This is a genomic window from Tritonibacter scottomollicae, assembly GCF_003003215.1.
Lineage (GTDB): Bacteria > Pseudomonadota > Alphaproteobacteria > Rhodobacterales > Rhodobacteraceae > Epibacterium > Epibacterium scottomollicae.
This window is the reverse complement of record NZ_PVUF01000010.1, coordinates 126,699-138,841: the sequence shown is the minus strand read 5'-3', so window position 1 is coordinate 138,841 and position 12,143 is coordinate 126,699. Positions and strand designations below refer to the sequence as shown.

At 62.0% G+C, this 12,143-nt stretch carries 13 protein-coding genes; 6 read left to right on the top strand and 7 right to left on the bottom strand.

Annotation, left to right across the window (positions count from 1 at the left end):
* Positions 1 to 24: 24 nt before the first annotated feature.
* The gene (locus CLV89_RS22790; RefSeq protein WP_207796948.1) at positions 25 to 225 is read right to left on the bottom strand and encodes a hypothetical protein; all 201 of its coding nucleotides are present in this window, start codon (positions 223 to 225) and stop codon (positions 25 to 27) included.
* A gap of 75 nt (positions 226 to 300) precedes the next feature.
* Here CLV89_RS22790 and CLV89_RS22785 point away from each other — a divergent pair, with 75 nt between their 5' ends.
* From CLV89_RS22785 to CLV89_RS15515, 3 genes are all read left to right on the top strand, one after another.
* Positions 301 to 888: a hypothetical protein gene (locus tag CLV89_RS22785; protein WP_207796947.1), complete on the top strand. Its 588-nt coding sequence runs from the start codon at positions 301 to 303 to the stop codon at positions 886 to 888.
* Between the two features lie 148 nt (positions 889 to 1,036).
* Positions 1,037 to 1,978, top strand: coding sequence for a nucleoside hydrolase (locus CLV89_RS15520; protein ID WP_106164567.1), 942 nt, complete (start codon positions 1,037 to 1,039; stop codon positions 1,976 to 1,978).
* Positions 1,975 to 2,424, top strand: a complete 450-nt coding sequence (locus CLV89_RS15515; RefSeq protein WP_106164566.1) for a GNAT family N-acetyltransferase — start codon at positions 1,975 to 1,977, stop codon at positions 2,422 to 2,424. The genes CLV89_RS15520 and CLV89_RS15515 overlap by 4 nt, the downstream gene beginning before the upstream one ends.
* 50 nt (positions 2,425 to 2,474) lie before the next feature.
* Here the strand turns inward: CLV89_RS15515 and CLV89_RS15510 are convergent, their stop codons facing one another.
* The 3 genes from CLV89_RS15510 to eno all read right to left on the bottom strand — a co-directional run bounded on the left by CLV89_RS15510 (position 2,475) and on the right by eno (position 5,210).
* Positions 2,475 to 2,885, bottom strand: coding sequence for a hypothetical protein (locus tag CLV89_RS15510; protein WP_106164565.1), 411 nt, complete (start codon positions 2,883 to 2,885; stop codon positions 2,475 to 2,477).
* Between the two features lie 311 nt (positions 2,886 to 3,196).
* The gene (locus CLV89_RS15505; protein ID WP_106164564.1) at positions 3,197 to 3,796 is read right to left on the bottom strand and encodes a GNAT family N-acetyltransferase; all 600 of its coding nucleotides are present in this window, start codon (positions 3,794 to 3,796) and stop codon (positions 3,197 to 3,199) included.
* A 136-nt stretch (positions 3,797 to 3,932) separates the two neighbouring features.
* A complete protein-coding gene (eno, locus tag CLV89_RS15500; RefSeq protein ID WP_106164563.1) occupies positions 3,933 to 5,210 on the bottom strand; it encodes a phosphopyruvate hydratase in 1,278 nt (425 codons plus the stop codon).
* Positions 5,211 to 5,456: 246 nt separating this feature from the next.
* Between eno and CLV89_RS15495 the strand changes: the two genes are divergently transcribed.
* The gene (locus CLV89_RS15495) at positions 5,457 to 6,695 is read left to right on the top strand and encodes an MFS transporter (RefSeq protein WP_106164562.1); all 1,239 of its coding nucleotides are present in this window, start codon (positions 5,457 to 5,459) and stop codon (positions 6,693 to 6,695) included.
* A gap of 2 nt (positions 6,696 to 6,697) precedes the next feature.
* Here CLV89_RS15495 and CLV89_RS15490 read toward each other — a convergent pair whose 3' ends face one another.
* Both CLV89_RS15490 and CLV89_RS15485 read right to left on the bottom strand, forming a co-directional pair.
* Positions 6,698 to 7,591, bottom strand: a complete 894-nt coding sequence (locus tag CLV89_RS15490) for a DMT family transporter (RefSeq protein WP_243395031.1) — start codon at positions 7,589 to 7,591, stop codon at positions 6,698 to 6,700.
* Between the two features lie 143 nt (positions 7,592 to 7,734).
* Positions 7,735 to 8,151, bottom strand: coding sequence for a Fur family transcriptional regulator (locus tag CLV89_RS15485; RefSeq protein WP_106164609.1), 417 nt, complete (start codon positions 8,149 to 8,151; stop codon positions 7,735 to 7,737).
* 429 nt (positions 8,152 to 8,580) lie between these two features.
* On the opposite strand from CLV89_RS15485, the gene CLV89_RS15480 reads away from it, so the two are divergent.
* Entirely contained in the window at positions 8,581 to 9,915 is a 1,335-nt protein-coding gene (locus tag CLV89_RS15480; RefSeq protein ID WP_106164560.1) for a DEAD/DEAH box helicase, read from the top strand.
* Positions 9,916 to 10,113: 198 nt separating this feature from the next.
* On the opposite strand, the gene CLV89_RS15475 is transcribed toward CLV89_RS15480, so the two are convergent.
* Positions 10,114 to 11,532: a protein adenylyltransferase SelO gene (locus tag CLV89_RS15475; protein ID WP_106164607.1), complete on the bottom strand. Its 1,419-nt coding sequence runs from the start codon at positions 11,530 to 11,532 to the stop codon at positions 10,114 to 10,116.
* Positions 11,533 to 11,599: 67 nt separating this feature from the next.
* Between CLV89_RS15475 and CLV89_RS15470 the strand changes: the two genes are divergently transcribed.
* Positions 11,600 to 12,037, top strand: coding sequence for a cupin domain-containing protein (locus CLV89_RS15470; protein WP_243395030.1), 438 nt, complete (start codon positions 11,600 to 11,602; stop codon positions 12,035 to 12,037).
* Positions 12,038 to 12,143 lie beyond the last annotated feature (106 nt).

Below are 12,143 nucleotides of genomic sequence, written 5' to 3'. Positions count from 1 at the left end.
CGTCCTACGCCCAGATCCGACCGCCTAAATCAGAACCATGCCCGGCTCTTGCGAGATCCGCTCCAAATCCCTTTCATAACGGATTGAAAACGCTTTCTTTTCACGTGAGGTAAACTCCGTCAAACCGAGCGTCTCCCGATCGTGCGCCCAGTCCTTGATCAGCTTGCGGCGCGCCATCCGCGTGAGCTTTTCACCCTTGCGGTGGATCGTCTGCAGTTCAAGCAAGGCCCGGTCCGTCGCAGATGTGTTGAGCGACCGCCTCGGCTCTGACAGTGGGCCGATATCCAGTTGGGGCACCAGATGTTGCAGCAATTCGAGACGCTTGAACCGGTCTTCGTGACGGACCACGACCAAGCAAGAGGGCTGCAGGATATCTCGAATTTCCTGCAATACCTCAACCCAACCGCGGTTCATGGCAAGATAAGCTGCCGCTGCCGCATCAAAATCACGCTCATAGGTTTCTTCCATCCGCTTGCGAATGCAGGACCGGAAGAACGCACCATAGTCCCGCACCACAAACAGAACCGAAACTGCGGGACCTTCCATGGCATGACGCAACGCAGACAGGCGCTGTTTGGAGGCCGGGTGAAATCTGGCCTTCTGAAAATGCACCATGCTGCCCAGAGTGTTTTCCTCCGAAATGATAACCTGCTGATGCGGATCTTTCGCGATCTCTTCATTCAGGTGGCGCCGCGCCGCGTCTGCCCGCTCCTGAACCGCATTTCGGTCATGACGCGGGGCTGGCAGCCGCAGCGCCAACTGCCCGGCCCTGACCCCATCCCGCGCGGGAAAGGCGATCTGATATCCCTGCTGCCAGAGCGATTCCTGGTTTTCATGCAGGCAGAGCTGAAAAGAACTGCTCCCCGTGCGATGTGCGCCCAGATGTAGATGATATTGCCGTGCCATACTCTCTCACGCCACTGGGGAGGAATTTTCGCGGATATCAGGCGTTTCACTCTTTGTGTCCATGGTCATCAGGTGGACAATCTTTATCCGGGCTGCAAGGGTTTGCCGAACTGACCGAGGAATACCCCGAATGAGCGCGCGCAAAATCATCATCGACACCGACCCCGGACAGGACGACGCCGTCGCCATACTGCTGGCGCTGGGTTCGCCGGAGGAGATCGACCTTCTCGGGATCACCACGGTGGCCGGCAATGTGCCGCTGGCACGCACCCAGACCAATGCCCGCATCACCTGCGAGGTGGCGGGCCGCACGGAAGTAAAAATCCACGCCGGCTGTGATGCTCCTCTGGAGCGCCCACTGGTGACCGCAGAACATGTACACGGGCGCAGCGGGCTTGACGGGCCGGAATTGTTCGACCCCACAATGCCGCTGCAGGACCAGCATGGCGTCGATTTCATCATCGACACATTGCGTGCAGAGGCGCCCGGCACCGTGACGCTCTGCCCTCTGGGCCCGCTGACGAATATCGCTGCCGCCTTCCGCCGCGCCCCCGACATTATCGACCGCGTGATGGAGATCGTCATGATGGGCGGCGCCTATTTCGAGGTCGGCAACATTACCCCGGCGGCGGAGTTCAACATCTACGTCGACCCGGAGGCCGCGCGCGAAGTATTCGCCTCCGGCGTGACGCTCACCATGATGCCGTTGGATGTGACCCATAAGGCGCTGACCACCCGCGCACGGGTCGAGGCGTTCCGCAACCTCGGCACGCGGGTTGGCAACTTCACCGCAGAGATGCTTGATTTCTTTGAACGATTTGATGTGGAGAAATACGGCTCCGAAGGAGGGCCGCTGCATGACCCCTGCGTCATCGCCTATCTGATCCGTCCGGAGCTGTTCTCTGGTCGCCACGTGAATGTCGAAATCGAAGCGACATCGCCCCTGACCCTCGGCATGACCGTGGCGGATTGGTGGGGCGTGACCGACCGAGCGCCCAATGCAATGTTCATGAACGAGGTGGACGCCGAAGGTTTCTTTACCCTGCTCACCGAACGGCTGGGCCGGCTATGAGCGCCGCGCTGCATCTTGCCCGCCCGGACGATCTGGAAAAACTGCTGACCATGGTGCAGGGGTTTCACGCCGAAGAAGGTATCGACAGCAATGACGCGCAACGCCGTGGCGCACTGTTGCCGCTGCTCGAAGGCATCCCCTACGGCGCGATCTACCTGATTGGACCCGCTCGGGCCCCCATTGGCTATATCATCGTGACCTTTACATGGTCGGTGGAGTTCGGCGGGCTCGACGGGATGATCGACGAATTATTCATCCGCCCCGCCGTGCGCCAGCGCGGCATCGCCAGCGAGGTGCTCCATGCCCTGCCCCGCACGCTCGCAGAGGCCGGCGTGCGGGCGCTGCATCTGGAAGTTGATCGCGAAAACGAGGCCGCGGTCAAACTCTACAACCGCGCACGCTTTCTGGCGCGCGACCGCTACATGCTGATGACCCGCGCACTCTGACCCCGACGCGGCCTCAGATGCCTGTCTGGCGCATCAGCGCCCAGCCGCCCTCAATGCCCGCTGATCAGGCGGGTGCCGCTGGCCGAAGCGATCTGTTCGTCTCCCAACGCAAACAGGATCGAACAGGCACCGTCACAGGCGTGCCCCTGTGCCATCACCATCGCCAACCGGACGCCCTGATCCTGCGCAACGGCCATGATCTCGCCGATCCGTTTGGCCGCCGCTTCGTCCCCGCCGGACCCGGCGAGCCAGATCGCGATGGGCGCATAGCGCGGCTCTTCCAACATGGCGGTCTCGAAATGATGCAGGAAAGCGCCGAAGTCGATGGCCTTGACCTCCCCATCCAATCGAAGCCCACCCGGCACGCGGCTCCAGCCTGCTTCTGCCTGTGGTGCCTGCAATGCAGCCACGCCGATCAGGCTCATCATCAACGCAGCTGACAGAGAATTTACTCGAAACATAACACACCTCCAAAGGTCACGAGGTGTCGCATTTATGTACTTCGCGACCATCCAAGCATGTCATAAAATCGTTACGAAATGTAAATCACACCAAAGTCACTCTTTGACGCCAACCTGCTTCGGCGCGGGGCCTTGCGATCAATCTGCACAACATGTCGTAGAACAGGCCGACACCAAAGAGGATGCGCCTGCACCCTCACGACATGAACATCGTCAGGACGCCCCGATCCGCAGCGCGCTGACCTGCCCCTTCATCTTTTCATAAATATCTCGGGGAGCGCGAGGGGCTGGCCCCTCGCTCCCGCGCCCGATTACCTGCGCAACAGGGGGATATGCGGCGCGCTCTCCGCGGGCGCCAACCCAGTCAGGCGCGGATCATCAGCAACCTCCACCGCGCGACCATAAGGCGCGAAGCCAGACCGGATATAAAACGGCAGCGCCTGCGCACTGTCGAGCGTGCAGGTGTGCACGAAGAATCGCGTAATCTCCCGCGCGAACGCCCGGTCGATGGCGTGTTCCATCAGCCAGCGCCCTACTCCGCCGCCGATCAGCGAGGCTGACAGGCCAAAGAATGACAGCTCGCAGTCGCCGTTCTGCATCCATTCAAGCTCCAGCAACCCCAGGTCCGCGCCATCCTTCTGCACCGACCAAACCTCGACCTTGTCCGACCACAGATGTGCCGCCAGCGCCGCATCATCCATCACCAGGCGGGAAAACCACAGATAATCGTCCCCGACCAAGCGATAGAGCTTGCGATACCACTCCACGCTCGGCGCATCATGCAGGGCCAACGTCAAGTCAGGCTGCGCCGTCGTTGCGCGGGGGGCTGGGCGCTCGGTCATCTCCAGATAGGTTACAACAGAGGCGAGCTTTCCGGGTGTCAGGTCCGTAATGCCTTCGGGCAGCGTCATATGCGGGCTCCATAGTGTTCTGTATCTATTTTTTCCGCAAGCTAGGCGCTGGCACAAAGCAGAGCAACCCTTTGCCCAAAAACGAAAAACGCCCCGGCGCGAACCGGGGCGTTCAATTTACATCAGATCAGACGGCTCAGCCCTTGAGGATCGAGCGCCCGGCATATTCTGCGATCTCGCCCAGGGTTTCCTCGATGCGGATCAGCTGGTTGTATTTCGCCAGCCGGTCGGAGCGCGCCAGCGAACCGGTCTTGATCTGACCGCAGTTGGTGGCCACCGCGAGGTCGGCAATCGTGGCATCCTCGGTCTCGCCCGAGCGGTGCGACATCACATTGGTATAGCGCGCACGATGGGCCATATCGACCGCCTGCAGGGTCTCGGTCAATGTGCCAATCTGGTTCACTTTCACCAGCATGGAGTTGGCACAGCCGCGTTCGATCCCCTCGGCCAGACGCACCGGGTTGGTGACAAACAGATCGTCACCGACCAGCTGTACCTTGTCGCCGATCTGGTCGGTCAGCGCCTTCCAGCCGTCCCAGTCATCCTCGGACATGCCGTCCTCGATCGAGATGATCGGGTAATCTGCAACCAATGCTGCCAGATAGGCGGCGTTTTCTTCCGAGGTCAGGGTCTTGCCCTCACCGGACAGGACGTATTTGCCGTCCTTGTAGTATTCAGTCGCGGCGCAGTCGAGCGCCAGATAGATGTCCTCGCCGGGCTTGTAGCCAGCTTTCTCGATGGACTTCAGAATGAAATCAAGCGCTTCACGGGTGGAGGCGATGTTGGGAGCAAAGCCGCCCTCGTCGCCGATCCCGGTGGACAGGCCCGCCGCCGACAGCTCTTTCTTCAGGGTGTGGAACACCTCGGAGCCCATGCGCACCGCGTCGCGGATGTTTTCCGCAGAGACCGGCATGATCATGAATTCCTGAATGTCGATCGGATTGTCCGCGTGCTCACCGCCGTTGATGATGTTCATCATCGGCACCGGCAGAACCCGTGCGGAGGTACCGCCGACATAGCGATAGAGCGGCTGGGTGGTGAAATCGGCTGCCGCCTTGGCCACCGCCAGCGACACGCCGAGAATGGCATTGGCGCCCAGACGGCTCTTGTTCTCGGTGCCGTCCAGCTCGATCATCGCGCGGTCGATGGAGACCTGTTCGGTGGCGTCAAAGCCAACCAGCTCATCCGCGATCTCGCCGTTCACGGCCGCCACGGCTTCCAGCACACCCTTGCCCATGTAACGGGACGTGTCGCCGTCGCGCTTTTCCACCGCCTCATAGGCACCGGTCGATGCGCCAGACGGCACCGCCGCGCGGCCCATGGTGCCGTCTTCAAGAACGACATCGACTTCGACGGTGGGGTTGCCCCGGCTGTCGAGGATCTCGCGGGCGTGAATGTCGATAATGGTGCTCATCGCAAATGGTCCCTCACTGTGACACGATTTGCCCCCGGTCATAGCAAGCCCGTGTAAAAAGTAAACCGGATGCGTTATCGCTAACGGTCGTTATTCGAGAGGTTTAACCCTAACATCAGGAAATTTTTGCCACTTCGCCAACCGCCTGCCGTAGGGCGCGGCAAAAATGACGCGAGAGAACCGGTAAGCCCTGCGATGATAGCGCTCACCCTTGCGTCACATCCTTAACAGGTAAAGCTTACGCGCATGTCTCAGCCCATCCGATTCCACGAATTCCTGCTCAGCAATGCCCCCTATCTCTCAGCGGGCGTGCTGCTGACCTTTCTGTCAAGCTTTGGCCAGACCTTCTTCATCTCGGTCTTTGCCGGGCAGATCCAGACCGAGTTCGACCTCAGCCATGCCGGCTGGGGCGGTCTCTATATGGTGGGGACCACCGCCTCGGCCTTGCTGATGGTGGCAGCCGGAGGGCTGTCGGATATCATGCGGGTGCGCCACCTCGGGGCCTTTGTGCTGTGTGGGCTTTCGGCGGCCTGTTTCCTGATGGCGCTGAACCACAGCTACTGGGTCTTGCCGCTGTCGATTTTCGCGTTGCGGTTCTTCGGCCAAGGTATGAGCACCCATCTCGCAGTGGTGGCCATGGCACGCTGGTTTGTGGCCGCACGCGGACGCGCACTGTCGATTGCGGCGCTCGGGGTTGCACTGGGACAGGCCATCCTACCGCTGATCTTTGTGGCGCTGATGACGGCGCTCGACTGGCGCACGCTCTGGCTGATCAGCGCTGCAATCTGTCTCTGCGGGGCGCCGGTGCTGGTGCGCCTGCTGTCAAAGGAACGCACGCCACAATCCACCTCTGATGATGTCAGCAGCACCGGTATGGACCTTCGGCACTGGACCCGCTGGGACGCGCTGCGCTCGCCGGTGTTCTGGCTGATGGCCCCGTCGATCCTCGGCCCGGCGGCTTTCACCACTGCATTTTTCTTTCACCAACTGCATTTCGCCACCACCAAAGGCTGGACCCTTTTGGAACTGGTGGCCTATTTCCCGTTCTTCACGGTGATGTCGGTCGTCTCCATGCTGGTGGCGGGCTGGGCGCTGGATCGCTGGGGCGCCACGCGGCTGATGCCGCTTTACCAGCTGCCACTGGTTGCAGCCTTTGTGATCTTTGCCACCGTCTCCAGCGGCGTGGGCATGGCTGCAGGTTTCCTCTGCATGGCGGCCTCGGTCGGGGCGCATTCGGTGCTGCCCAGCTCCTTCTGGGCCGAAGTCTACGGCACCCGCAACATCGGCGCGATCAAGGCCTTGGTGATGGCGGTCATGGTCTTTGGCACAGCTATCGGACCGGGGTTGACCGGGCTTCTGATTGATCTTGGCATCGACTTCGGCGACCAAGGGTATGGTATTGCAGTATATTTCCTACTCACCACCCTCTGCATGGTGATCGGCGTCAGCGGCGCACGAAAACGGCTGACACCAGTCGCGGCCTGAGGTCAGGCCGGTTGCGCCGCCATACGGGCAGAGCGACGCGCCAAACGCCGCTCGCGCACGAAGGTATAAAGCCCCGTTGCGATGATCAAAGCGGATCCCAGCAGCGTCATCGCATCGGGCCGTTCGGAAAACACGATCGCGCCGCCGATCATGGAAAAGACCAGACGCGAGTAGCGAAACGGCGTGATCACTGCAGCATCGGCGATCCGTGTCGCGGTCACGATGCCATAGTATCCGATGACACCAAAAATGGTTCCGCACAGCAGCATGCCCCATTCAAACGATGTCGGCGATACCACGGGCTGTGACGTGGCCAGCAGCAGAATGCCCCCCGCCACAACCACGGTGCCATAGGCCTGAACACTGACGACCGACGAGGGGATGCTCACATCCATTCGCCGTGTCATCAGATCTCGTGCCGCAACACAGAGAACAGAAATCAGCACCAGCAGCGCGTTGGGTTCAAACCCCGCAAGGCCGGGCCGAATGATAATCAGCACACCGATGAAACCCACGGCGATCGCGCTCCACCGGCGCCAGCCCACCTGCTCGCCCAGAAACAGGGCGGCCCCCATGGTGATCGCCAGCGGCGTCGCCTGAAACACGGCGGCCACCACCGAGATATCGACCAGCGCAAGCGCCGTTGCAAAGCTGACCGCCGCGCCGCCTTCGGCCAGGGCGCGCAAGACAGGTATCAACCGCCAGGCCGTGCGGTTCCACGGGCTCTGCCCCTGCACCGCCATTGCGACCAAGAACACGACGCTGGCCCCCAATCCGATCAAGATCAGGATCTGCCCGACAGGCAAGTTACCGGAGAGCTGTTTGATGAACAGATCCTCGATGGTGAACCCCACCATGGCCACGAGCAGCAGCACAATACCTTTGACGTTGTCCATGGGGCGTATCCTTTGTGCCAGCGAAGAAGATCGGTTGGTTCCGGCATCGCGCGATGCAATCACTCGGCGCAAGCCAGAAAGCGACGACAACACCGCATAACTTGTGACACACTCCATCACGGGTTGTGATGAGACAGTCCCGTTCAGTCGGTTTTCTTGATTGGTACGCCGTAAAGCTCCAGCTTGTGGCCCTTGAGACGATAACCGAGCTTCTGTGCGATCTTTTCCTGCAAGGCCTCGATCTCCGGGTCGCAGAACTCGATCACCTGGCCGGTGTTGAGGTCGATCAGATGGTCGTGGTGCTCCCGGTCCGCATCCTCGTATCGGGCACGGCCATCACCAAATTCCAGCCGGTCCAGAATCCCCGATTCCTCAAACAGCTTCACCGTGCGGTAGACCGTCGCCAGCGAAATACCGTTATCGACGGCATTGGCGCGGGCGTGCAGCTCCTCCACATCCGGGTGATCAAGGCTCTCCTGCAGCACCTTGGCGATGGTCCGGCGCGGGCCGGTCATGCGCAGACCATGGGCCTCGCAGCGGGAAATGATCGTATCGGTCATGCCTGTCTCGTCCCTGTCGGTCACAGCGGGGGTCCCTTGCTTGGCGCTTCTTTTTAGCGAATGCAACCCCCGACGAAAACAGGCAAGTTCCGCGCATGCATCATTGACATTTGCGCCCATCACCGCCATTTGCCCTTCAGGCATACCCTCTGCCGCGTGAGCAGAGACCCGCAGCGCTGTCGGAATTTGATCGTTCCGACCTTTCGAATGTCTTCTGGTTTCAGAAGAGATACGGCGCTTCGCAGCGGATCTTCTCGGGGATGCCATGGTTCCAAGATCACGCGTGGGGCTAGTTGCGAGAGATCGGCACAGTGACATGAGGTTGTCTGGGTCTGAGGTCTCCGCCCCACTGATGAACGGGTGCGCAGGTCGAGTGACCGTGCCCCGTGTGGTCCTGTGCGTTTGCACGGGCCACCGAAAGGACTTTGAATGACTGAATTTTCCACCATGGACCTGCCCAAGCACCTGCACACCCGGATCGAAGCCATGGGCTTTCACACTCCGACGCCGATCCAGGCGCGGGCGATCCCGCATGCGCTGAACGGACAGGACGTGCTGGGTCTGGCGCAGACCGGTACAGGCAAGACCGCCGCCTTTGGCGTACCGCTGATCGCCCAGATGCTGGAATATGGCCGCAAGCCTGCTGCCGGCACCGTGCGCGGGCTGATCCTAGCCCCGACCCGCGAGCTGGCCAACCAGATTGCCGAGACCCTGAAAGGTCTGACCGAAGGCAGCCCGTTGAAAACCGGCCTTGTGGTCGGCGGTGTTTCCATCAACCCGCAGATCACCCGCCTGTCGCGCGGCACCGATATCCTCGTCGCAACGCCGGGCCGCCTGCTCGACATCCTCGACCGCAAGGCGCTGGATCTCGGCTCTTGCGACTTCCTGGTGCTGGACGAGGCCGACCAGATGCTGGACCTCGGCTTCATCCACGCCCTGCGCAAGATCGCCTCCCTGCTGCCCGAAAAGCGCCAGACCATGCTGTTCTCGGCCACCATGCCCAAGCAGATGAACGAGATCGCCAACGCCTACCTCAAGAGCCCGGTGCGCATCGAGGTGACCCCTCCCGGCAAGCCTGCCGCCAAAGTCACCCAATCGGTGCATTTCATCGCCAAAGCGGAGAAGCTGGGCCTGCTGAAAGAGCTGCTGACCGCCCATGACGGCGAACGCACGCTGGTCTTCGGCCGCACCAAACATGGCATGGAAAAGCTGATGAAGGTGCTGGACAAGGCCGGCTTCAAGGCCGCAGCCATCCACGGCAACAAAAGCCAGGGCCAGCGCGAACGGGCGCTGAAAGCCTTCAAATCCGGCGAGATCTCCGTGCTGGTGGCCACCGACGTGGCGGCACGCGGGCTGGATATTCCGGATGTGAAATACGTCTACAACTACGAGCTGCCGAATGTGCCGGACGCCTATGTGCACCGCATTGGCCGCACCGCGCGTGCGGGCAAGGAAGGTCAGGCCGTGGCCTTCTGCGCCCCGGATGAGATCGGCGATCTGAAGGCAATCCAGAAAACCATGAGCATCACCATCCCCGTAGCCTCTGGCCGCGCCTGGGAAGAGATGCCCGATCCCGCCGCCAAATCCTCGCGCGGTGGCGGTCGTGGTCGCCCCGGTGGCGGTGGCGGTCGTGGCAAACCCGGTGGCAAGCCGGGCGCCGGGCGTCGTCGCTTTGGCGGTGGGGGTAAATCCGAAGGTCAGGGTGGCGGCGGCGAAGCCCGCGCAGCCGGCGGCGGCGCAGGCCGTCAACGCCGGAAGTCCTGAACCCTCTCCGATCTGACTACAACTGAACGATAGACCAAGGGGCGGGGGGACACTCCCGCCCCTTTCCTCTGAGCCAAAGGCTCCGACAAAAGCGTTGGGCCGCGCAGGCCGCGCCGAAGGCGCGGCCTGCGCTCCCGGGCGCCGCGGACCGCGGCGCAAATCCTCAAGAGACGGAGCAAGGCCCGATGGCCGGTCGCGTCAGGTGCCGCAGAACGTGGCCTTGACCACTTCATCCTCGGCCGGCGGGTGACGCAGATCGGCAAACTCGGCCTCGTCCGCGAAGGGCGTGGCGAGTGCACGCATCAACCGTTCAAACGGCGCAAAATCCCCCGCCACGGCGGCGGCGATCATCTGCTCGATGCGATGGTTGCGCGGGATCAGCACCGGATTGGCCCGCGCCATGGTGTCTTGTGGCGCATCCTCATCCGCCAGACGCTGTGTCCAGCGCTGCTGCCAGGCATCAAATTGCTCGGGCGCCAAGAACTGATCTCGCGCGCCGCCCGTCGACAAGGCCCTGAAGGTGTTGGTGAAATCCGCCTTCCCGTCGGCCATTAGGCCCAGCAGGTCGGTAATCAATTCCATGTCCCCCTCTTGCGCACCGGTTATGCCGATCTTGGCGCGGAACCGGCGCAACCAGGCGGCCTCGATCATCTCGGGCATCGCATGCACGATCTCTGTTGCCTCTTGGACCACGGCCTCAGGATCGTCGAACTGCTGGATAAGCGCGGTGGCGAGCTGGGCCAGGTTCCACACCGCGATCTGCGGCTGGTTGGAATAGGCATAGCGCCCCATGCGATCAATGGAGGAAAACACCCGGTTGGGGTGGAACACATCCATGAACGCACAAGGACCATAGTCGATGGTCTCGCCCGCGATGGAGGAATTGTCGGTGTTCATCACCCCGTGGATGAAGCCGACGCTCATCCAGGCGGCAATCAGCTCCACCTGCGCATCACGCACCGCCCGCAACAGCCCCATCGGTCCTTCCGCCTGCGGATAGTGGCGCGCAATGGCGTATTCAGTCAGTGTTTTCAGCGCCTTGGCATCACCTCGCGCGGCAAAGATCTGAAAGGTGCCGACGCGCAGATGGCTTTTGGCCACCCGGGTCAAAACTGCGCCGGGCAGGCCGCCCTCGCGCCAGACGGTCTCGCCGGTTGCCACTGCAGCCAGCGCCCGTGTCGTCGGAATGCCAAGCGCATGCATCGCTTCGGAGACCACATATTCGCGTAGCACCGGCCCCAGCCAGGCCCGCCCATCGCCGTTGCGCGAATAGGGCGTGGGACCAGAGCCCTTGAGCTGGATATCGCGGCGCATACCATCGCTGCCGACAACTTCGCCCAGCAGCACTGCGCGGCCATCGCCCAACTGCGGGTTATAGTTGCCAAACTGGTGGCCCGCGTAGAGCTGCGCCAGCGGCGCGGCCCCGTCGGGTATCGCATTGCCGCCAAAGATCTCGGCCAGCGCCGCATCTTCCGCGCGCTTCACACCAAGCAGCTCGCCCAGCCCGTCATTGAAGGCCAGCAGACGCGGCGCTTTCACCGGGGTCGGATCTTGCCGGGTGTAGAAGTCGGGCGCCAGTTGCGCATATGTATTGTCAAACGGGATATTCAGGGTCATGCGCCAAACATATGGCGCCGCGCCCGGAATACCACCCGCAATCACGCCAAGACCGGAGCAGAATCGCATGACACAGGACATGAGCGCAGACGAGATCATCCACACCCTCGGGCTCGCACGCCATCCCGAGGGCGGTTGGTATCGCCAGACCTGGATTGAAGACACCCGCGAGGAAACGCGCCGCCCCTGTGGCACCTGTATCTATTTCTTGCTGGGCGCGGGCGAGCGCAGTCATTGGCACCGGGTGGACGCCACCGAGATCTGGCTCTATCACGCGGGCGCTCCGCTCATCCTGTCCCTGTCGGAACACGATGAGGGGCCGGCCACCGACCACATCCTGACCCCGGATCTGCATACCGGCCGTCCGCAGCTGATCGTGCCCAAGGACCATTGGCAGGCCGCGCGCAGCACCGGCGATTGGACGCTGGTCAGCTGCACCGTGTCGCCGGGCTTCGACTTCGCCGGCTTCACCCTCGCCCCGGAAGACTTTGATATTCCGCGATAACCTTCTTGACTCCGTCAGAGAGGTTTCGCTTCGGGCACAACCCGAAGCGACCCGCGCCGCGCAGCCGTTCCGGCTGCGCGGCGCTTGGCCCAACGGGAGCGGAGGC